The sequence below is a fragment of the Streptomyces sp. NPDC058664 genome (assembly GCF_042716635.1).
In the GTDB taxonomy this organism is placed as follows: domain Bacteria; phylum Actinomycetota; class Actinomycetes; order Streptomycetales; family Streptomycetaceae; genus Streptomyces.
Genome location: NZ_JBHXRW010000028.1, coordinates 26,305 through 47,379 on the forward strand (window position 1 = coordinate 26,305; position 21,075 = coordinate 47,379).

18 protein-coding genes and 1 pseudogene are annotated in these 21,075 nt (G+C 72.4%); 4 read left to right on the forward strand and 15 right to left on the reverse strand.

The features are described from left to right. The first annotated feature begins 56 nt into the window (after window positions 1–56). Window positions 57–1,556: a carboxylesterase/lipase family protein gene (locus tag ACFWUY_RS22895; protein WP_384111761.1), complete on the forward strand. Its 1,500-nt coding sequence runs from the start codon at window positions 57–59 to the stop codon at window positions 1,554–1,556. 60 nt (window positions 1,557–1,616) lie between these two features. Here ACFWUY_RS22895 and ACFWUY_RS22900 read toward each other — a convergent pair whose 3' ends face one another. The 12 genes from ACFWUY_RS22900 to ACFWUY_RS22955 form a co-directional block, all read right to left on the reverse strand. Further along, window positions 1,617–2,747 (reverse strand): pectinesterase family protein, encoded by a 1,131-nt coding sequence (locus ACFWUY_RS22900; RefSeq protein WP_384111764.1) that lies wholly within the window; start codon window positions 2,745–2,747, stop codon window positions 1,617–1,619. A gap of 189 nt (window positions 2,748–2,936) precedes the next feature. Continuing rightward, entirely contained in the window at window positions 2,937–4,232 is a 1,296-nt protein-coding gene (locus tag ACFWUY_RS22905; protein WP_384111767.1) for a polysaccharide lyase family 1 protein, read from the reverse strand. Continuing rightward, entirely contained in the window at window positions 4,229–5,035 is an 807-nt protein-coding gene (locus ACFWUY_RS22910) for a rhamnogalacturonan acetylesterase (protein ID WP_384111770.1), read from the reverse strand. The genes ACFWUY_RS22905 and ACFWUY_RS22910 overlap by 4 nt, the downstream gene beginning before the upstream one ends. After that, window positions 5,032–6,372, reverse strand: a complete 1,341-nt coding sequence (locus tag ACFWUY_RS22915) for an ABC transporter substrate-binding protein (protein ID WP_384111773.1) — start codon at window positions 6,370–6,372, stop codon at window positions 5,032–5,034. The genes ACFWUY_RS22910 and ACFWUY_RS22915 overlap by 4 nt, the downstream gene beginning before the upstream one ends. Window positions 6,373–6,467: 95 nt before the next feature. After that, the gene (locus tag ACFWUY_RS22920) at window positions 6,468–8,009 is read right to left on the reverse strand and encodes a family 43 glycosylhydrolase (RefSeq protein ID WP_384111776.1); all 1,542 of its coding nucleotides are present in this window, start codon (window positions 8,007–8,009) and stop codon (window positions 6,468–6,470) included. Then, the gene (locus tag ACFWUY_RS22925) at window positions 8,006–8,851 is read right to left on the reverse strand and encodes a PmoA family protein (RefSeq protein ID WP_384111778.1); all 846 of its coding nucleotides are present in this window, start codon (window positions 8,849–8,851) and stop codon (window positions 8,006–8,008) included. The genes ACFWUY_RS22920 and ACFWUY_RS22925 overlap by 4 nt, the downstream gene beginning before the upstream one ends. Next, window positions 8,848–10,011, reverse strand: a complete 1,164-nt coding sequence (locus tag ACFWUY_RS22930) for a Gfo/Idh/MocA family protein (RefSeq protein WP_384111781.1) — start codon at window positions 10,009–10,011, stop codon at window positions 8,848–8,850. Before ACFWUY_RS22930 ends, ACFWUY_RS22925 begins: the two co-directional genes overlap by 4 nt. Window positions 10,012–10,037: 26 nt before the next feature. Continuing rightward, entirely contained in the window at window positions 10,038–10,955 is a 918-nt protein-coding gene (locus ACFWUY_RS22935; RefSeq protein ID WP_384111784.1) for a carbohydrate ABC transporter permease, read from the reverse strand. Continuing rightward, complete coding sequence (locus ACFWUY_RS22940; protein WP_384111787.1) at window positions 10,952–11,890, reverse strand: carbohydrate ABC transporter permease; 939 nt, start codon at window positions 11,888–11,890, stop codon at window positions 10,952–10,954. The genes ACFWUY_RS22935 and ACFWUY_RS22940 overlap by 4 nt, the downstream gene beginning before the upstream one ends. Window positions 11,891–12,009: 119 nt before the next feature. Beyond that, window positions 12,010–13,758 (reverse strand): L-arabinonate dehydratase, encoded by a 1,749-nt coding sequence (gene araD / locus ACFWUY_RS22945; protein ID WP_384111790.1) that lies wholly within the window; start codon window positions 13,756–13,758, stop codon window positions 12,010–12,012. Beyond that, window positions 13,755–14,663, reverse strand: coding sequence for a dihydrodipicolinate synthase family protein (locus ACFWUY_RS22950; RefSeq protein ID WP_384111793.1), 909 nt, complete (start codon window positions 14,661–14,663; stop codon window positions 13,755–13,757). Before ACFWUY_RS22950 ends, araD begins: the two co-directional genes overlap by 4 nt. An 11-nt stretch (window positions 14,664–14,674) precedes the next feature. Further along, window positions 14,675–15,325 carry a GntR family transcriptional regulator gene (locus ACFWUY_RS22955; protein ID WP_384111795.1) on the reverse strand — a complete coding sequence of 217 codons (651 nt, stop codon included), beginning with the start codon at window positions 15,323–15,325 and terminating at the stop codon, window positions 14,675–14,677. Window positions 15,326–15,582: 257 nt separating this feature from the next. Here ACFWUY_RS22955 and yicI point away from each other — a divergent pair, with 257 nt between their 5' ends. Next, on the forward strand, window positions 15,583–17,826 hold the full coding sequence (yicI, locus tag ACFWUY_RS22960) for an alpha-xylosidase (protein WP_384111798.1): 2,244 nt from the start codon (window positions 15,583–15,585) through the stop codon (window positions 17,824–17,826). A gap of 54 nt (window positions 17,827–17,880) precedes the next feature. Continuing rightward, window positions 17,881–18,339, forward strand: coding sequence for a pyridoxamine 5'-phosphate oxidase family protein (locus ACFWUY_RS22965; protein ID WP_384111801.1), 459 nt, complete (start codon window positions 17,881–17,883; stop codon window positions 18,337–18,339). A gap of 211 nt (window positions 18,340–18,550) precedes the next feature. Here the strand turns inward: ACFWUY_RS22965 and ACFWUY_RS22970 are convergent, their stop codons facing one another. Next, a complete protein-coding gene (locus tag ACFWUY_RS22970) occupies window positions 18,551–19,435 on the reverse strand; it encodes an NAD(P)-dependent oxidoreductase (RefSeq protein ID WP_384111803.1) in 885 nt (294 codons plus the stop codon). 127 nt (window positions 19,436–19,562) lie between these two features. On the opposite strand from ACFWUY_RS22970, the gene ACFWUY_RS22975 reads away from it, so the two are divergent. Then, the gene (locus tag ACFWUY_RS22975; RefSeq protein ID WP_384111806.1) at window positions 19,563–20,570 is read left to right on the forward strand and encodes a GlxA family transcriptional regulator; all 1,008 of its coding nucleotides are present in this window, start codon (window positions 19,563–19,565) and stop codon (window positions 20,568–20,570) included. A 115-nt stretch (window positions 20,571–20,685) separates the two neighbouring features. On the opposite strand, the gene ACFWUY_RS22980 is transcribed toward ACFWUY_RS22975, so the two are convergent. Together ACFWUY_RS22980 and ACFWUY_RS22985 are read right to left on the reverse strand one after the other, a co-directional pair. Continuing rightward, complete coding sequence (locus ACFWUY_RS22980) at window positions 20,686–20,847, reverse strand: hypothetical protein (protein ID WP_384111988.1); 162 nt, start codon at window positions 20,845–20,847, stop codon at window positions 20,686–20,688. 101 nt (window positions 20,848–20,948) lie between these two features. Then, window positions 20,949–21,071: pseudogene (locus ACFWUY_RS22985) on the reverse strand (recombinase family protein); the annotation flags it as partial. Window positions 21,072–21,075 lie beyond the last annotated feature (4 nt).

The following is a 21,075-nucleotide window of genomic DNA, read 5'->3' on the forward strand; positions in this document are numbered from 1 at the left end:
AATCGTCATGATCTTGGTGTTGGTGCCGGTCAGGGGCGCGGTGACAGGCTGAACCCATGGACATCTTCAAGACGACACACGGTGCGGTACGGGGGTTCCGGGCGTCCGCCGGCGTCGTCGCCGTGCTCGGAATCCCCTATGCCGCACCGCCGTTCGGCGCCCTTCGGTTCCGGGAGCCCGCCCCGGCGGCCGACTGGACCGGCGTGCGCGACTGCACGGCCCACGGCCCGATCGCCCCGCAGTCGGCGGAACTGCCCGGCTCGCCCGCGTGGTCGCCGGGCGACGAGGACGTCCTCACCGTCAACGTCTGGACACCCGCCCCGGACGGCGGCGCCCTGCCCGTCCTGGTCTGGATCCACGGCGGCGCCTACACCTTCGGATCCTCCGCCCAGCCCGACTTCGACGGCGACGCGCTCGCCCGCGCCGGCCTGGTCGTGGTCACCCTCAACTACCGTCTCGGCTTCGAGGGTTTCGGTCACGTCCCCGGCGGCGGAGCCGACCACCCGGACAACCGGGGCCTGCTCGACCAGGTCGCGGCCCTGCGCTGGGTGCGCGAGAACATCGCCGCGTTCGGCGGCGACCCGGGAAACGTCACGGTCGCCGGCCAGTCCTCCGGGGCCGCCTCGGTCGCCTGCCTCATGGTGATGGACCGCGCCCGGGGCCTCTTCCACCGGGCCGTCGCCCACAGTCCCGCCAGCCCCTGCTACCCGCTCGACGTCGCCGCCGCGACCACCCGCGAGGTGGCCGCCGCCGCCGGCCGCCCCGCCACGCCCGAGGGCCTGGCCGCGGCGACTCCGCGGGACCTGGTGCTCGCCTCCGACCGGGTGGTCGACGCCTACCGGCGCGACCCCGACTCCGGGTCCCGGCACTACGACCCCTCGCTCTACGCCCCCGTCCTCGACGGCGACGTCCTGCCCGTCGACCCCCTCACCGGGATGGCCGCGGGACTGAGCCGGGGGATCGACCTGCTGGCCTGCCACACCACGGAGGAGTACTGGCTGCTCGACGCCGTCGGCAGCAGCGCCAAGATCACCACGGAGAAGCGACTCGACCGCTTCGCCGAGGACTTCGGCCTTCCCGACGGCCTGGTGGCCGGCTACCGAGCCGCGCTGCCCGACGCCCCGGTGTCCGACGTCCACCTCACCGCCTTCGGCGACCTCCTGTTCGTGGAGTACGCCCACCGGCTCGCCGAGGCCCACGCCCGGGCCGGCGGCCGGGCGTTCCTGGCGCGCTTCGACCGCCGGCGCACCGGCCCGCGGGGACCCGTCCGGGCCTGGCACTGCGCGGACATCCCCTTCGCCTTCGGCAACCTGGACAAGGAGGAGGTGGCCTTCCTCATCGGCGGCGCCCCCACCCCCGAGGACCACGGGCTCGCCCACCGCATGGTGGCCGCGTGGGCCGGCTTCGCCGCCACCGGAGACCCGGGCTGGCCGGCGGTCGACGACTCCGCCACCCACACCAGGACGTGGCGCACCGCCGACACCCCCGCTGCCGATGTCCGCACGGCCCCCCGCGCCCTGTGGGCCGAGGCCCGCTTTCCCCTCACGCGCCCGTGAGACGGAAACCACCGGACCCCGCGCGGGGGTCCGGTGGAGAGGTCCGTCAGGGGTGCCCCGTCAGGGGCAGGGCCGCCGGGGGACCCAGTCGCCGAGGTACGCCGCCGGGGTCGCGACGGCCGCCTCGGCCGCCGTGAGCAGGGGACGGTTCTCCGGGACGGTGATCCGGGCGCCCGGACCGGAGTTGCGGTACTCGGCGAAGCGCTGCGCCTGCCAGGGGAAGGCCTCGCGCATGTTCGCGTACGGGGCGACGGCGTCGACACCCGCGCCGAGGACGCTGTCCCGGACGACGAGGGACGGCCAGGCCGTGAGGTCGGAGCTCGGCACCCACGGCCGGGCCAGCTTGTAGAAGCCGTCCGGTGCCGAGCTGCTGACCCGGCAGCGGGTGGCGAGGTACCCGTAGGGGTTTCCCCGGGCCGTCGACGGGGCGAAGACGAAGCCGTGCGGCGCCGACGCCAGGTCCGGCCGCGGCAGCGTCCGGAAGTGGCAGTGCTCGAAGACGGCGGTGCCCCGGCCGAAGACGAAGTCGACGTCCCCCTCCACGTAACAGTGCGCGAAGTACTGGCGCGCGAAGGCCGAGAGGGACGCGGAGTCGGCGTACAGGGTGTCCTGGTGGCCGAGGAAGCGGCAGTGGAAGAACGCCGACCGGTCGCCGGTCACCTTGAGGGCGACCGCCTGGGTGCCCGGGTTCCCCGGCAGGTCGGTGCGGAGGAAGTCGTTGGCGAAGGTGACCCCCTGGGCGGTGAAGCCGTCCGCCTGGACGGTGCTGGTCGCGGAGCCCGAGGTGCCGTAGGTGCCGCCCTCCGGCCGGGGCGTCCCGGCGGCGTTGGCGTACACCACGACGACGTCCCGGGGGTCGCCGCTCGCGCCGATCCAGGTCATGCCGGTACGGGTGGGGCCGACGACGACCGTCTCCCGGTACGTGCCGGGGGCGATCACCAGGGTCCAGCCGGGGCCGTCCGCGGCGGTGACCGCCGCCTGGACCGAGGTGTGGTCGCCGAGGCCGCCGGGGTGCACGTACAGCGTCCGCCCGGTCAGCCGGCCGGCGGGCGAACCGAACCGGCCGAAGGGGCCGCCCGACGGCACGGCCGACGCGGGCGCGGCGGGCAGGGCCAGGGCGAGCGCGGCTCCGGCGGCGCCCAGGAGCAGGGAGCGGCGTCCTGGGACGGCTCCGGTGGGGTGCGGGGACATGCGCGGGTCCTCCTGGAGGGGTCGGGGCTAGGGCCTGTCTTTCGGACCAGGCCGGGCTCGCGGCGCCTGGCACGCACGCTCGCCGCGTTGTCGTCGGTCGCCAACGCTCCGCGTCGACTCCCTCCTCCGCCTTGCGATCGCACGCACCAGACGCCGCTCCCTGATCCGGCCTGATCCGAAAGACAGGCCCTAGCGGAGACGGCCGGCGCCCGCGCGGAGACCGACGAGCCAGGGCACGGCCCTCGGGTGGTCGACGCGGGTGCGCAGGACGGGCGTCCAGCCCGCGTCGGCCCGCAGCAGCTCCGCGGGGAACTGCTCGTTGTGGACGGCGAGGAGATCCGTCGGCGCGCCGTTGACGTAGTTGCCCGTGGTGGTGACGGGCGAGTCCTTCCACTTCTTCAGGATCTTCCCGGCGGGCACCCCCTCGGCGAGCGTGAACGCGTTCTTCTCCGCGACCAGCTGCGACTCCTGCCCGATGCCCAGGCTGTACGCGTACCCCGTGTCCGGCACCACGAAGTGGTTGTTGTACGCGTCGACCTGGCCGAACCGGACGCGGGGCGCCCGCTCGATCACGTTCTTGAAGAGGTTGTGGTGGAGGGTGACCCGCAGCTTCCCCCGGTCGGTGGCGCCCGCGCTGTCGCTGTTGCCGATCATCAGGGTCTTGTCGTGGTCGGTGAACACGTTCCAGGAGACCGTGACGAGGTCCGCGCCCCGCACGACGTCCAGTTCGCCGTCGTGCTGCTGGTACACCTCCCCGTAGTACGAGGGCAGCGAGCTGTCCGGGTGGGCGCCGTCGGTGAACGTGTTGTGGTCGATCCACACGTGGGTGGAGCCGTACACGACGAGGCTGTCGTACTCGGAGTTCCACGCCCCGGTCGCGCCGTCGGTCGGGTCCCACTGCGGGAAGCAGTCGAGCGGGCTCTCCAGGGTGAGGTTGCGGACCACCACGTTGTCGACGCCGGTGACCTGGAGGCTGGCGCCGGTGATCCCGGCGTGCCGGCCGACCCCGGTGATCGTGGTGTTCGCGGGCACCTTGGCCTTGATCGCCTCGCCCTGGGCGGTCGCCGACGCCGCCCGCAGGTCCTCCTGCGGGCCGCTGACCTCGGTCTCGTACCCCCAGACGGCCGGGTCGTAGTCGGCGAGGTAGCGGGCGAAGTCGTAGCCGGGGGCCTCGAAGGCGGCGCAGCCGGCGGCGGTCGCGTTCAGCGTGCCCACCACCTTGACGATCCTCGGCTCGGTGCCCGGCACGGCGAGCGCGGCCCGGAACTCCTCCCAGGTGGTGACGGTGAAGACCCGGGAGGCGTCGGCGGCGGCCCCGCCGGTGGTGCCGGTACCGGCCGACGCCCAGCCGTCACCGGCGGGCAGGGTCGCCCGGGCGGGATCGGCGCCGGACCGGTGACCGGCGTGCGCGCCGGCCACGGGGGCGGTGACCGTCAGGACGAGGGCGGTCGCGGCCACCACTCCCAGTTGCTTGCGTCGGTTCATGGACGGCTCTCCTCGGCATCGGGCCAGGTGATCAGGTCGGTGGGGATCTCGTCGTCCAGGCGGCGCGTCTCACGCGGCGCGAGGACATGGGTGCGGAGCAGCTCGGTGGCGACGAGCCGGGCCACCTCGATCGCGCCCGGCGGGTTGAAGTGGGTGTTGTCCTGCTCGGTCGCCGTCCAGTTGAAGTACGTCTTGGTGGCCTCGGGCCCGAGCCGCTGCCACAGGGCGAGCGACAGCGCCTCGAGGTCGAGGAGCGGCACGTCCGACTCCCGGGCGGTCTCCCGCATCGCCGCCGGGTAGGCGCCGTGCGTCCGCAGCGCGGTGCCGTCGGCGCCGAACTTCCGCCGCTCCACGGAGGTGGCGAGCACCGGGAGGGCGCCGCGGGAGCGCGCGCCCTCGACGAAGACCCGCAGGTTGTCCGGGTAGGTGGTCCACGGCTCGGTGTAGCGGGTGGGGTCGGCGACCTTCTGGTCGTTGTGGCCGAACTGGATCAGGAGCAGGTCGCCGGGGCGGATCGCCGTCAGGATCGCGTCGAGCCGTCCCTCGTCGAGGAAGCTCTTGGTGCTGCGTCCGTTGACGGCGTGGTTGGCGACCCGGACGCCCCGGTGGAGGAAGAAGGGGAGGGCCATGCCCCAGCCGGTCTCGGGTGCGGCGTCGGCGTACTTCTGGGCGGCCGTGGAGTCGCCCGCGATGAAGAGGGTGCGCATGGGGGGATGTCCTTGGGAACGGGCCGGGGACGCCCCGGCCAGGGCGAGCGCGAGGCCCGCCCCGGCCGTGACCACCGCGCGGCGGCCTACGCTCACTGCTTCTGCTGCAGCCACTCGGCCTGCGCCGTGTTCAGCTGCTCGGCCAGGTGGTCGAGGAAGGCCTTGGCCGTGGACGTGCCGAGCAGGACCTTCTGGAAGCCGGACTCGTTCTCGGTCTTGGAGATCGTGTTCCAGTCCGGCAGGTAGTACGGCAGCTCGACGATGGTGGCCTCGCCGCTGAACAGGACGTCGGCGCCCAGCTTGGTCGGCTCGGCCTCCTGGAGCCACGGGTCCTTGGCGGCGTCCGTGTTGGCGGGGATGGCGCCGGCCGACTTGTTCCACTTGCTGTTGGAGGCGTGCGAGGCCGCGAACTCGATGAACTTCCAGGCGGCGGCCTTGTTCTTGCTCGTGGAGAACAGGCCGAGGCCGTCGACCGGGTTGGAGACCTGCACCCGGGTGCCGTCGTCGAGGGTCGGGTTGGGGATGCCCCGGAACTTGTCCGTGCCGAGCGCCTTCACATGGTCCTGGTAGGAGCCCAGGTTGTGGTTCAGCATGCCGATCTCGCCGCTGTCCCACTGGGCGACCATCTTGGTGAAGTCGTTGTTGACGTCGGCGGCCGGAGTGGTCCTCTTGAACAGGCCGGCGTACTTCTCCAGGGCCGCCACGTTCTTCGGGTGGTTGACGGTGGTCTTGTCACCGTCCCAGAAGCTGGTGATGCCGCTCTGGCCGTACATGGCGTCCAGGGCCTGCGCGATCGAGCCCGCGCCGCCGCGGATCGTGTAGCCGAACTTGTTCTTGTCGGTGTCGGTCAGCTTCTCGGCCGCCGCGTAGAACTTCGACCAGGTGGTGGGCTCCGGCAGCCCCGCCGCCTTGAACAGGTCGGTGCGGTAGTAGAGGACGCCGTTGCTGGCGGAGGTGGGGACGGTGAACAGCTTGTCCTGGCCGCCCGCCGCCGTGACGCTCCTGACCATGGCGTTGTTCAGCTTGCCCTTGAGGGAGCTGCCCTCGACGCGGGCGTCGAGCGGCTCCAGGGCGTTCTGCGCGGCGATCCCGGCGAGCATCGCCGCGCCGACGCCGCCCACGTCCGGCAGGCCGCCGCCCTGGATCGCGGTGTCGTACTTGGACTGGACCTCCTTGGAGGCGATCCCGACGTACTCGACGTCGATGTCGGGGTTCGCCTTCTCGAAGTCCGCGATGATCTCCTTCCAGACGTCGGTGCGGACACCGCCGTTGTTGTCCCAGAAGGTGATCTTTCCCTTGCCCGATCCCTCGGTGCCCTTGTCACCGCCCGCGCCGCTGCCGTCGTCACCGCAGGCGGTGGCGGTCAGGGCGAGGACGCCGGACAGGGCGAGGGCGAGGGCGGCTCTGCGCCGTCCGCCGGGGAAGATGGTCATCGTCGGCTCTCTTCTCTCGGGGTGTTGCGGGGGACTTGCGGGGATGGGACGTGGGGGAGTGCGGGGGCGTCGGGGACGCCCGGGGGAGGAACCGTTCAGGCGGGGGTGACGCGGAACGCGGAGAACACGGCCGTCCCGGCGTGTTCCGCGTCCTCGGGCGCCCCGGCGAACAGGCCGAGGAGCGCGCCGACCCAGCGCCAGGGCGTGGCGGCGAACTCGGGTCCCAACGGGACCGGCCCCTCACCGTCGTCGGAGGAGTACGAGAAGCGGCAGCGGGCGTCCGCCGTGACCTCGATCCGCAGGCGGACCCGGTCCCCGGACACGGGCCGGGAGCGGGCCGCGTCCCGTTCCGCGTCGGCGTTGGCCGGCGCGAAGCGGTGCACCAGCCGGACCGTGCCGTCAAGGGCGCGTTCCAGACCGATCCACGCGTACGCGTCGCCGAGGACGACGAGCCCCGCGCGGGACCCGGCCGCCGCGGAGTCGAGCCGCAGCCCGACCTCGACCACGAGGGCCCCGGCGGGCAGCCGCTGGGTGAGCACGTGCGGCACGCCCCGCAGGTCGTCGAGGCGGTCCGTCCGCACACAGCCGAGGCGCAGGCCGTCGCCCGTGTGCTGGCTGGCCCAGCCCTCGCCCGGATTGGCCGTCCACTGCCACTGGCGGCCGAACCGCCCGCCGGGGAAGGTGTCGTCCACGGCCGGCCGCGCGGGCGGCTGCTCCGGCAGGTCGGGCTTGCGGTGGACCCGGACGGGGGCGCCGTCGTCGCCGAGCACCGGCCAGCCGTCCGCGTCCCAGCGCATCGGCTGGAGGTGCACGATCCTGCCGTGCGCGCCGGACTGCTGGAAGTGCAGGAACCAGTCCTCGCCGTGCTGGGTGCGCGTCCAGCCGCCCTGGTGCGGGCCGTTGACGTCGGTGTCGCCCTGCGCGAGGACGATCCGCTCCTCGTACGGGCCGAGGAAGGACCGCGACCGGAACGCGCCCTGCCAGCCGGTGGCCACCCCGCCCGCCGGGGCGAGGATCCAGAACCAGCCGTCGTGCCGGTAGAGCTTCGGGCCCTCCAGGGTGAACCAGCCGGGGATCAGGTCGGCGTCGACGAGGACCCGGCCCTCGTCGAGGACCTTCGTGCCGTCCGGGCTCATCCGGTGCCCGAGGAGCCGGTTGTTGAAGCCGGCGCGGGACTTGGCGAAGGCGTGCACGAGGTACGCCTCGCCCGACTCCTCGTCCCACAGGGGGCAGGCGTCGATCAGCCCCAGGCCCGCCTTCACCAGGTGCGGTGACGTCCACGGGCCGCGTACGGAAGGGGCGTTGACCTGGAAGATCCCGTGGTCCGGGTCGCCCCAGAAGATCCAGAACCGTCCGTCGTGGTGCCGCAGCGAGGGCGCCCACACCCCCCGGTCGTGGCGGGGCTCCGTGAACGCGGCGGCCGGTTCGAGCCGTTCCAGGGCGTGGCCGACGAGCGTCCAGTTGACCAGGTCCCTGGAGTGGAGCAGCGGCAGACCGGGGGCGCGGCCGAAGCTGGACGCGGTCAGGTAGTAGTCCTCGCCGGCCCGCAGGACGTCCGGGTCGGACCAGTCGGCCGCCAGGACCGGATTGCGGTACGTACCGTCGCCCAGGTCACCGGTGACGGTCGCGGGACTCACGACGCCACCGCTTTGCGGACCAGGGCCGCGGCCCCGTCCCGGTCGAGGCGGCCGTCGGCGACGACGGTCACCACTCGCCGTACGAAGGTCTCCCCGTCCGCCACCGCGAGCCGTTCGCCGTGGGCGAGGGACGAGCCGACCCCCGGGTACTCGGCGGCGCGGACGAACCACGGGTCCTCCCGGGTCCGCGCGGTCGCCCCGGCGAAGACCAGGGTCCAGCCCTCGCCCGCGAGCGCCACCCAGTCGGAGCGGACCCCGTGCACCGCGTCCTCGCCGTCGGCTTCCGCCCCGAACACCACCGGAGCCGTCGCCTCCTTCGGCGCGCGCCAGAAGAAGCCGCCGTACGCGGCGCCCGGCCGGCCGTTCGTCGCGGGACTGCCGACCGACAGGTCGTGCCCGGACACGTTGGTGAGGGAGAAGGTGAGGTCGAGCGCCCAGGCGGAGTCGGTGAGCGCGGTGGCCGCCACCGTCCGATGCTCACGGAGCAGCCGCTCGCCGCCGGCCGTCCAGCTCAGCTCCTCCACGAAGCCGTCCGGGTCGCACAGCTTGAACCCGTCGTGCCGCTGCACGCCGTGGTTGTCGAGCTCGACCGAACCGCGGCCGCGGACGAAGGTGCGCCCGCCCCAGAAGTTGTGGCCCGCGACGTCGGGCACGGCCACGCCCGCCCCCAGGTGGTGCGGGTGGTCCTCGGGCAGCGTCTCGGTCACCGGCCGCCCGCCGAGGGTGGTGACGGGGTGGAGGTACGGCCGGGGGGAGTGGTCGGTGGCGAGGCCGGGCCGGGTGACGTACCGGGCGACCGGGCGGCCCGCGCAGCGCAGCACGGTCGGGGGCTCGGGGGTCATCGGACCTCCGCCCGGGCCTGCGGCGCCCAGGCGGCGCCGAGTTCGGAGAACAGCCTGAGCCCGTCGGCGCCGGCGTCCACCAGGGCGTCGACGCCGTCGACGACCCGGCGCGGCGCGCTCTCGCCCGGTTCGGTGTGCCAGTGCGCGGCGGGGATCTCCACCGGGTCGGGAGCCGTCCGTACCGCCTCGACGACCCGCATGAACGCGCCGGTCTCCGCCGGCGGCACCCACAGCGGCTCGCCGTCGGTGACGTGCGCGACGAGGTTCTCCAGGAGGTCGGTGCGCCCGTACTCGGTCTCCACGGGACCGTGCCCGGCGCGCTGCACGAGGACCCGGTCCTGCCGGTACCAGAAGGTGATCCGGCCCTGGCTGCCGTGGACGATCACGTACGGCTCCGACGACTTCCCGGCGCACAGCGTCGCGGCGACGGTGACCTGGGTGCCGGCGGAGGTCACGACCCGTACCGCCGACGTGTCGTCGGACTCGATGGCGTTCGCGTGCAGCAGTTCGGTCTCGATGTGCAGGACGTCCTCGGCCCGGGTGGAGCCGGACAGCGCGAGCGCCGTGGCGACGGCGTGCGCCAGGGGGTTGGTGAGCGCCCCGTCGACGACGTCGACCCCGCCGAGCCGCCGGTGCCCCGCCCAGGGGGCGCGCCGGAAGTAGGCCTCGTCGCGAACCCAGGCACCGGCCCCGCCGACGCCGAGGAGTTCGCCGATCGCGCCCTCCTCGACCAGCCGGCGGATCGCGGGCACGGCGTGCGAGCCGAGCGACTGGAAGCCGATCTGGCAGGCCACCCCGGCCGCCTCGACGCCGTCGGCCATCCTGCGGAACTCCGAGAAGGAGGGGGCGGGCGGCTTCTCCAGGAGGATGTGCGCCCCGTGCCGGGCCGCGGCGAGGGTCATGTCGGTGTGGGTCTGGATGGGGGTGCTGAGCACGGCGATCCGGGCGCCGGTCGAGGCGAGCAGCGCCTCGAAGTCGGCGGACTGCTCCGGGTCGCCGATGCCGTCGAGCTCGGCCGCGTCGAGGGGGCGCAGCTCGCAGATCCCGGCGAGCCGGACGAGCCCGCGCTCCTCGAGGCGGCGGATGTTGAGGAGGTGGCTGCGGCCGTGGCCGCGGGCGCCCGCGAGGACGACGGGCAGCGGGGTGCGTGCGGTGTTCATGTCTTCCTTGTCCACGTGGTCGCGGCTCATCCCTTCACCGCCCCGGCGCTGAAGCCTGTGACCAGCCACTTCTGGATGAAGCCGAAGACGATGACGACGGGGACGGCGGCGATGACGCCGCCCGCGGCGAGCGCCCCGAGGTCGACGCTGTCGGCGCCCATGAGGGTGTTCAGACCGACCGGGATCGTCTGCTTGTGCTGGCTGCTGAGGAACATCAGGGCGAAGAGGAAGTGGTTCCAGGCGTGCACGAAGGCGAAGGAGCCGACGGCGACGAGACCGGGCCTGAGCAGCGGGAGGACGACGATCCGGAAGGCGCTGAAGCGGTTGCAGCCGTCGACCCAGGCGGCCTCCTCCAGGGAGTACGGCACGTTCCTGATGAAGCCGCTGATGAGGATCATCGACAGCGGGAGCTGGAAGACGGTCTCGGCGATGATGACGCTGCCGAGGGAGTTGATCATCCGCAGCTCGGCGAAGATCTGGAACAGCGGGACGAGGAGCAGGGCGCCCGGCACGAACTGGGAGCAGAGCAGGGCCAGCATGAAGCCCTTCTTGATCCGGAAGTCGAAGCGGGCGAGCGCGTATCCGCCGGCGAGGGCGACGACGGTGGTCATCACCAGGACCGCGACCCCGATGAGGAGGCTGTTCTGGAAGAAGACCCCGAAGCTGCGCTCGTTCCACACCTTCTCGAAGTGCGCGGTCGTCATCGGCCAGGGCAGGAGCGAGGTGGAGCCGGCGGGCCGTACGGCGAACAGCAGGATCCAGTAGAAGGGGATCAGGGTGAAGAGGAGGTAGATCCCGAGGGGCAGGTAGATCTGCCAGCGGGGCACCTCGTCCCAGGCCCGGTGCCTGGAGCGGGCGGGGGAGGGCGGGGTCCGGTCGGGCGGCGGTGCCGCCTGCGCGGCCTGCGGGGCCGGGGCCGGGCTGAGGATGGACTCGGCTGTCACTTGCCGTCGCCTCCGAACTTGCTCAGGCGCAGATAGATCACGGAGCAGAAGAGAAGGATCACGAACGCCACCGTGGTGAGGGCGGAGGCGTATCCGAAGTTGTGGGCCTCGACGCTGGTCTCGGCGATGTAGAGCGGCAGCGTGGTCGTCACGCCCGCGGGGCCGCCGCCGGTCAGCGTGTACAGCAGGTCGACGTTGTTGAACTCCCAGACCGCGCGCAGCAGCGTGGAGAGGACGATCGCGTCCCGGATGTGGGGGAGCGTGATGTGGACGAACTGGCGTATCCGGCCTGCCCCGTCGACCTCGGCCGCCTCGTACAGGTCCTTCGGTACGGACTGGAGGTCGGCGAGGATCAGGATGGCGAAGAAGGGCACCCCGCGCCAGAGGTCGGCGACGATCGCCGCGGGGAACACGGTGGCGGTGTCGGAGAGCCAGGACGTGCCGTACGTGCCGACGCCCATGTCCGCCAGGTAACGGCTGATGCCGGTCTGGGAGTTGTAGAGCAGCACCCAGATCGCGGAGGTGAGCACGCCCGAGACGGCCCAGGGGGAGAAGACCAGGGCCCGGCCGAGGGCACGGCCGACGAAGGTCTGGTTCACGATGAGGGCGAGCGCGAGACCGAAGAGCAGTTGGAGCGTCACCTCGACGACGACCCACTTGAGGCTGAAGGTCAGCGTCCCCCAGAAGTGCGGGTCCTCGGTGAAGATCCGGGTGAAGTTCTCCAGGCCGGCGAAGCCGTTCCGCCAGGGCTTCGTGGGGTTGTAGTGCTGGAGGCTGTAGTAGAAGACGCTGAGCACCGGGTAGGCGATGAAGCCCAGCATCAGCAGTCCGGCGGGGGCGATGAGCAGGTACGGCAGTCGGCGGGGGGTCGCTCCCGTGCGGCGGCGTCCCCGTGCCGTGACGGCTTGGGGCGGTGGGGTCACAGCTGAGGCCATGACGGCGGCTCCGTTCTCGGTGAAGCGCTTCGCGAACGTCGTTCGAGATTTCGGACAAGGTGGAGCGGGTGGAGCTGATGGGGCTTCCGGCTCGGGCCGGCGGGCTTCCGGGGCGGGTCTCAGCCCGCGTACGGATCGGGGGTGGCTCCCGGCCGGGACAGGAACTCGAAGTCGCAGCCGGTGTCGGCCTGGGAGATCTGCTCCATGTAGAGCGCGCCGTAGCCGCGCTCGTACCGGGCCGGCGGCGGCGTCCACGCGGACCGCCGGGCGTCCAGCTCCTCGTCCGTGACGTGCAGGTGGAGGGAGCGCGCCGCGACGTCGAGGGTGATCGTATCGCCCGTACGGACGAGGGCAAGGGGTCCGCCGACATGGGACTCGGGCGCCACGTGCAGCACACAGGCCCCGTAGCTCGTCCCGCTCATCCGGGCGTCGGAGATCCGCACCATGTCCCGGACGCCCTGCTCCAGGAGGTACCGGGGGATGGGCAGCATGCCGTACTCCGGCATCCCGGGACCGCCCTTGGGGCCCGCGCCGCGCAGCACGAGCACGTGCTCGGCGGTGATGCCGAGCGCCGGATCGTCGATCGTCCGCTGCATCGAGCGGTAGTCGTCGAAGACGACCGCGGGACCGGTGTGCTCGAGCAGGTGGGGCTCGGCCGCGATGTGCTTGATGACCGCCCCGTCCGGGCAGAGGTTGCCGCGCAGCACCGCCACCCCGCCCTCGGCGGCCAGCGGCCTCGACCGGACGCGGATCACCTCGTCGTCGTGCACGAGGGCGCCGTCGAGCTGTTCCCGCAGGGTGGCGTGCGAGACGGTGGGCCGGTCCAGGTGCAGCACGTCGGTGAGCCGGGAGAGGAAGCCCGTCATCCCGCCGGCGAAGTGGAAGTCCTCCATCAGGTACTGCCCGCCCGGCCGCAGGTTCGCGAGGACGGGGACCGTCCGCGCGATCCGGTCGAAGTCGTCGAGCGTCAGTTTCACCCCCGAGCGCCCCGCCATCGCGATCAGATGGATGACCGCGTTGGTCGAACCGCCGAGCGCGAGCACCGCGGCGACCGCGTCCTCGTACGCCTCCCGGGTGAGGAGCCGCGAGAGCCGCAGGTCCTGCCGTACGAGCTCCACGATCCGCAGCCCCGACGCGGCGGCCATCCGGTCGTGACCCGAGTCCACCGCCGGCACCGAGGAGGCACCCGGCACGGTCACGCCCAGGGTCTCGGCGGCGGCGGTCAGCGTGGACGCCGTGCCCATCGTCATGCAGTGGCCGGGGGAGCGGGCGAGACCGCTCTCCAGCTCCGCCATCTCGCAGTCGCCGATGAGACCGGCCCGCTTCTCGTCCCAGTACTTCCACATGTCCGTACCGGAGCCCAGGGTCTCGCCCCGCCAGTGGCCCGGCAGCATCGGTCCCGCCGGCACGAAGACCGCCGGCAGGTCGACCGAGGCCGCGCCCATCAGGAGCGCCGGGGTCGTCTTGTCGCAGCCGCCCATGAGCACCGCGCCGTCCACCGGGTACGAGCGCAGCAGCTCCTCGGTCTCCAGGGCGAGGAGGTTGCGGTAGAGCATCGGCGTCGGCTTCTGGAAGGTCTCCGAGAGGGTGGAGACCGGGAACTCGAGCGGGAAGCCGCCGGCCTGCCACACCCCCCGCTTCACGGCCTGCGCGCGGTCGCGCAGGTGGACGTGGCAGGGGTTGATGTCGGACCAGGTGTTGAGGATCGCGATGACCGGCTTGCCGAGGTGCTCCTCGGGCAGGTAGCCGAGCTGCCGGGTGCGGGCCCGGTGGCTGAACGAGCGCAGCCCGTCCGTGCCGTACCACTGGTGGCTGCGGAGCTCCTCGGGCCGCCGTCCGGTGGCGGTGTCGGAGCCGGTCCCGCTCATGCCGACCAGCCGGCGGCTATCGCGGCGACCTCGGCCCGCTCGTTCTCCGGGAGTTCCCGGCTCGGGGGGCGGACCGCGCGGCGGCAGAGGCCGAGGGAGGCGAGGGCCTCCTTGACCACGGTCACGTTGTCGGCGCTGCCGTTCGCCGCGCGCAGCTCCTCGAAGCGGCGGATCCGCTCCCACACCTTCATGGCGGCCGGGTAGTCGCCGGCCCGCAGGGCGCCCAGCATCTCCAGGGAGACCGCGGGGGAGACGTTGACGAGACCGGAGGTGAAGCCGGTGGCGCCGCTCGCGAAGTAGGCGGGGGCGTACGGCTCGGCGAGGCCCGCCACCCACACGAACCGGTCGATGCCCGCGTCCCGGGCGAAGCCGGCGAACCGGGCCGCGTCGGGGACCGCGTACTTCACGCCGATGACGTTGGGGCAGGCGGCGCCGAGCTCGGCGAGCCGGGCTCCGCTCAGCAGCGGGTTGCGGATGTAGGGGACGACACCGAGCTCCGGGACGGCCTCGGCGATGGCCCGGTGGTAGTCGACCCAGCCGCTCTCGGAGACGTACGGGTGGACGGGCTGGTGGACCATCAGCATCTGGGCGCCGGTGGCACGGGCGTGCCGGGCGGCCTCGACCGCCGTCGGCACGTCGTGGCCGACGCCGACCAGGATCGCGGCCCGGTCGCCGGCCTCCTCGACGGTCACCTCGGTCAGGGAGCGGCGCTCCTCGGGGGTGAGGGCGTAGAACTCCCCGGTGTTGCCGTTCGGGGTGAGGGTGCGCACCCCGCCGTCGAGGAGCCGGTGCAGCAGCGCCCGGTAGGTGGCGGTGTCCACGGAGCCGTCCTCGGCGAACGGGGTGACCGGGATGGCCACGACGTCGGCGAGGGCGTCCCTCAGGGTCTCGAATTCCATGCTCACGTGCTGCCCGCTCATTCGCTGTCCAGGGGGGTGTGGGGGAAGGCGCGCTCGACGAACGAGGCGATGTGGTCGTGTACGGCCCGGCCCGCCCCGTCGACGTCGCCCGCGACGGCCAGCCGCAGGATCTGCTCGTGCTCCGCCGCCTCGCGCTCCCAGGAGGGGACGGCGGCCCAGGCGACCGTGGAGACGAGCGCGGCCTGGTCGCGGACCTCGTCGAGCATCCGGCCGAGCAGCGGGTTGCCGCAGGGCAGGTAGAGCGCGCGGTGGAAGTCCCGGTTGGCGAGGGACCGTTCGGCGGGGTCCTCGGCCGCGGCGGCCCGGTGCAGGGCCTCGTCGGCCGCGTCGAGCGGGGCGCGGGAGGCGACGGCGCGGCGGACCGCCTCGGGTTCGAGGAGCAGCCGTACGTCGTAGACGGCGCGGGCCATGTCCGCGTCGACCATCCGGACCGTGACGCCCTTGTACTGGCTCATCTCCACGAGTCCGCTGCCCGCGAGGGTCTTGAGCGCCTCGCGGACGGGGGTCTTCGACACCCCGAAGCGGGCGGCGAGTTCGGTCTCCACGAGCGCCTGGCCGGGTCTGAGCCCTCCGGTGAGGATGTCGTGCTTGATCGCTTCGAGGACGTACTGGGTGCGGGAGGGGATGGGACTGGGGGCGAAGGACATGGCGCGCTCTCAGATCTCATGTATCGCGTCTCATATATGACGTACGAAGTGCAACGGGCATGAAGCTATGGGGGCGTTCGTGTTTCGTCAATGCTTCGCGCAAGCGTTTTCTACGAGGGGCACCTGCGGTTTTCGCGAGGAGCTCCTGTGGTGTCCGCGAGGGGCTCCTGCGGCGCGGGTCTGGTTCGCCGTTTTGTTTTCTGGGATAACTATTCGGGGCCCCTGCCGCCCCTCCCACCCCATCCCCAAGGACCAGCATGAAGTTCACCGACGGCTTCTGGCTGATGCGCGAGGGTGTCCACGCCTCGTACGCCACCGAAGTCCGCGACCTGCGCCCGGAAGCCGACCGCTTCACCGCCCACGCCTCCGTCAGACGGGTCGAGACCCGCGGCGACACGCTGAACTCGGCCCTCCTGACCGTCGAGTGCCACGCCCCCGCCGAGGGCGTCATCGGCGTCCGCGTCACCCACCACGCCGGCACGGTCCGCCGGGGCCCCGACTTCGCCCTCGACGGCTCCGGAACCGGCGCGGGCACGGTCCGCACCGAAGGACCCGTCGTCGAGCTGACCTCCGGGCCGCTGCGCCTCCGCCTCGACCGCTCCGCACCCTGGACCCTGGAGTTCCAGGACACCGACGGCCGTACGCTCACCGAGGCCGGCCGCAAGGGCACCGCCTTCGTCACCACCCCCGACGGCGCCCACCACATGGCCGTCCAGCTCGCGCTCGGCGTCGGCGAGCAGATCTACGGCCTCGGCGAGCGCTTCACCCCCTTCGTGAAGAACGGCCAGAGCGTCGACATCTGGCAGGCCGACGGCGGCACCAGCAGCGAACAGGCCTACAAGAACATCCCGTTCTACCTCTCCTCGCGCGGCTACGGCGTCTTCGTCAACCACCCCGGCCGCGTCTCCTTCGAGGTCGGATCCGAGGCCGTCGGCCAGGTCCAGTTCAGCGTCGAGGACCAGACCCTGGAGTACCTCGTCGTCGCGGGACCCACCCCCAAGGAGGTGCTCGCCCGCTACACCGCGCTCACCGGCCGCCCCGCCCTGCCCCCGCCGTGGTCCTTCGGCCTCTGGCTGACCACCTCCTTCACCACCCGCTACGACGAGGCCACCGTCACCTCCTTCGTCGACGGCATGGCGGAACGGGACATCCCGCTCTCCGTCTTCCACTTCGACTGCTTCTGGATGCGCGAGTACCAGTGGTCCGACTTCCGCTGGGACCCGGAGACCTTCCCCGACCCCGAGGGCATGCTGACCCGGCTCAAGGCCCGGGGCCTGCGCGTCGGGATGTGGATCAACCCGTACATCGCCCAGAAGTCGGAGCTCTTCGCGGAGGCCGCGGCCCGCGGCCTGCTGGTCCGCCGGCCCAACGGCGACGTGTGGCAGTGGGACCTGTGGCAGCCCGGCATGGCCCTCGTCGACTTCACGAACCCCGAGGCCAGGACCTGGTTCCAGGACAAGCTGCGGCCCCTGCTCGCACAGGGCGTCGACTGCTTCAAGACCGACTTCGGCGAGCGCGTCCCCACCGACGTCGTCTGGCACGACGGCTCCGACCCCGAGCGCATGCACAACTACTACGCCCAGCTCTACAACCGGACCGTCTTCGACCTCCTGGAGAAGGAACGCGGCACCGGCGAGGCCGTCCTCTTCGCCCGCTCCGCCACCGCCGGCGGCCAGCAGTTCCCCGTCCACTGGGGCGGCGACTGCTGGGCCTCCTTCGAGGCCATGGCCGAGTCGCTGCGCGGCGGCCTCTCGCTCTCCCTGAGCGGCTTCGGGTTCTGGAGCCACGACATCGGCGGCTTCGAGGGCACGCCCGAGCCCGAGGTCTTCACCCGCTGGCTCGCCTTCGGGCTGCTCTCCTCGCACAGCAGGCTGCACGGCAGCGACTCGTACCGGGTGCCGTGGGAGTTCGGCGAGGCGGCCGTCGAGGTCGCCCGGCGCTTCACCCGGCTCAAGCACCGCCTCATGCCGTACCTGTACGGGGCGGCCGCCGAGGCCCACGCGACCGGCGTCCCCGTGATGCGGCCCATGCTCCTGGAGTTCCCCGACGACCCGGCCTGCCGGACCCTGGACCGGCAGTACATGCTCGGCCCCGACCTGCTCGTCGCCCCCGTCCTCACGCCGGGCGGCGAGGCCGAGGTGTACGTCCCGGAGGGGGAGTGGACCCACCTCCTCACCGGCGAGACGGTGACCGGCCCCCGCTGGCGCCACGAGACCCACGGCCTCGACAGCCTCCCCCTGTACGTCCGCCCCGGCGCGGTCCTCCCGCTGGGCGCCGACGACTCCCGCCCGGACGGCGACTGGCCCGACGGCCTCACACTGCTGGTGGCCCCGGGCGGCGCGCCCGGCACGACGACCACGGTCACGGTCCCGGACCACGGCGGCGCCCCGGCGGCCGTGTACGAGGTCACCCGCACACCGGAAGGCCCCCGGGCGTCGGTGGGGGGAACGGAACTGCCTTACACGGTAAGCGTCCTGGGGCCGGGAGGCCTTGGTGGATGAGGCGGGCGCGCCACCGGACGGATCACGGTCCGATCCGCCCGTAGGGTCGGGGACATGACGAACACGGGGACGACACGAGGTCCCGAACAGCGCAAGAAGGACGTCCTCGGGCGCCTGGCGGAAGAGGTGGACATCTGGGTGTCCTCGGCGGCCGCCGACGGGACGCCGTACCTCGTACCGCTGGCCTTCCACTGGGACGGCGCGGACATCTGGCTCTGCACCCGCCTCACCAACCCCACCGGGCGCAACCTCAGCACCGGAGGACGGACCCGGCTCGCGCTCGGACACACCCGGGACGTGGTGCTGCTCGACGGGACGGTGACGACCCTGCCCGTCGAGGACGTGCCGACGGCGGCGATCGAGGGGTTCGCCGCCAAGTGCGGCTGGGACCCGCGCGTTTCGGGCCCCGCGTACGTCTGGTTCCGGGCCCGTCCGACCGCCGTGGAGGCATGGCACGAGGAGCCCGAACTCGCCGGCCGCCACCTCATGCGGGACGGCGCCTGGGTGGTCTGAGCCCGGTTCCCCGGGGAGGCGTGACCGGAGCCCGGCACCGAAAGATCCGGTGCCGGGCTCCCGGGGTCGGTTCCGCCGGCCCCTCGGCCGGTGAGACCGACGCGCGGGTCCACGACGAACGGGACCCGGGGAAGCGCCGTACTACCCGGGCCCCGGCAGGTCCCGCCCGGGACGAGTGGTGGCTGTCGGTGTCACGGTCGTTCTGTCGCGGTCATGTGACGTCCGCCGGGTTCCTCAGGACCTCGATCACGCTCGCGTAGCTGTCGGAGCCGTGGCCTGCGGCCCGGGTCCGTTCCATGGTGGCTTTGAGGAGTTCGGGCAGGGCGTTGTCGATGCCGCGGGCCGCCGCGGCGTGGATGAGATGGTCGACGGCCGCGATCTGCACGTCGACGGTGGCGTCGTCGCCCGGGTAACGGCCGGCGTCCACCTGGGGCGCGTAGGTGGTCAGGAAGCCGGTCACGGCGGTCAGCCAGCGGATCGCGACAGGGGTGAAGGCCGTGGCCCGGATCTTCTCCGCGCCGACCAGCGCGGTGCCGTGCAGCCAGCCGGTCATGGTGGACCACATCAGGCCGAGCAGGGCGGCGTCGTAGAGGGAGGCCAGGCCCGGGTCGGTGCCCAGGTACAGGGGATCGCCTAGGGCCCCCAAGGTCGGACGAAGGGCCTCGAAGACGGCGTGGGAACCGCTGTAGAGGAACATCGTCTCGGGGTTGCCGACTCCCGGCGGGGTGGTCAGGATCGCGCCGTCGAGGTAGTCGGCGGCGTGCGACCGGGCCCACGCGGCGGTCTCGTCGGCCTGCTCGGGGGAACCGGAGGTGAGGTTGACCAGGACCTTGCCCGCGAGGGACCCGGCGACGGGGTCGAGTACGGCGCGCAGCACCTCGTAGTCCAGTACGCAGGCGATGGTCACGGGACTCGCCGCGATCGCCTCCTCGGGTGTCGCGGCCGGCCGGGCACCCCGGTCGACCAGCGGCTGGGCCTTGTGCGCCGAGCGGTTCCACACGGTGGTCTCGTGGCCCCGCTCCAGCAGTACGGCGGCCAGCGCCGAGCCCATCGATCCCAACCCCATGACGGTTACTGGCGAATGATCAGAAGACATGCCACAACTCCCTGTTCGTCCGCCTGCGGCGGCCGGTCACGTAAGGACCAAGATCGCAGCGCGCGGTGGCCGGGAACAGTGACACCGGTGACGGCGACCACCAAATTCCTGCCGTACCCTTCGGGGCATGAATCCTGGCTCCGTCGCCTTGGTCGTGACCGAGGACATCGGATTCCCCTCATGGGATCTGTACGAGTTGAGCATCCCCTGCACCGTCTTCGGGAAGCCGCAGCCCGACCTGGCCGACCCCTGGTACGACCTGCGGCTGTGCAGTACGGGAGAGCGGCAGCAGGACGACTCCCCGTCCGGGGCCGGCCTGTCACTGCGGACCCGCTACGGGCTCGACGACCTCGTCGGCGCCGACACGGTCATCGTGCCCTCGGTGCCCGACCCCTGTGTCGACGAGGGCAGGCCGCTGCCGCGGGAACTGATCACGGCCCTGCGCGACGCCCACGAAGCGGGCGCCCGCATGGTCTCCCTGTGCACCGGCGCCTTCGCACTCGCCGAGGCGGGTCTGCTCGACGGACGACGCGCCACCGCCCATTGGATGCACACCGCCCAACTGGCCGAGCGCTACCCGAAGGTGCAGGTCGACGACTCGGTGCTGTACGTGGACGACGGCGATGTGCTCACCAGCGCCGGGCTGACCGCCGGACTCGACCTCTGTCTCCATCTGGTACGCCGTGACCTGGGCGCGCACGTCGCCAATCAACTGGCCCGCCGGATGGTGGTGCCCGCCCACCGGCCCGGCGGACAGGCGCAGTTCATCGACCTGTCCGTGCCCACCACCGACGACGGGAGCCTGGGGCCCGTACTGGACTGGGCCCGTACACACCTGGACCGACCCCTGACGGTCGAGGACCTGGCGCAGCGCGCGGCGATGAGCCCGCGGACCTTCTACCGACGGCTCCAGGCGGCCACCGGGACGACTCCACTTCAGTGGATCCTCAACCAGCGCCTGGGACGGGCGCAGAGCCTGCTGGAATCGACGGACCTGCCGATCGAGAAGGTCGGGGAACTGAGCGGCCTCGGCACGGCGAACAACCTCCGCCACCACTTCCTCAAACAGGTCGGGGTGTCGCCGAGCAGCTACCGACGGGCCTTCCCCCGGACGATGCCCGAGCCATCCCCCTGAGGCCGGGACGAGCCGTCAGCCACTGCCTTCCTCTGCGCATCCACCGTCCATGCGGCGCGCGGGCATGGCCCCGGAGTCCTGGCTCGGACACCAGCCGCAAACCAGCGGGGTGTGATCATGGGCTCGCCGCCGTGGTGGCCTGCTCGTCGTGCTCTCGCAGCATCCGCATGACCGTGGCGGGTGAGGGACGCCGGCCCTTCTTCGTACCGGTGGTGACGACGAGCCGCTTGGCGATGTCGCGCAGACTCCTCTCCTGGTCACGCAGGTGAAGGGCCATGGACAGCATGTCTTCGTCGGTGACGCCCGCGCCGCCGATGGTCTGCCGCGCTTGCGGGCGGACTCGTGGCCTTCGAGGGGGCGGTCACGGATGTACTCGCGCTCCATGCCGGACATGGCCGCGAGCACGGTGAACACGATGCCGGGGGAATCGTGCGATCCCTTCAGCTCCCCGGTCAGGAACTCCAGCCCGACATCGCCGGCCTTCAGCCCCTCGGCGAGCATGGCA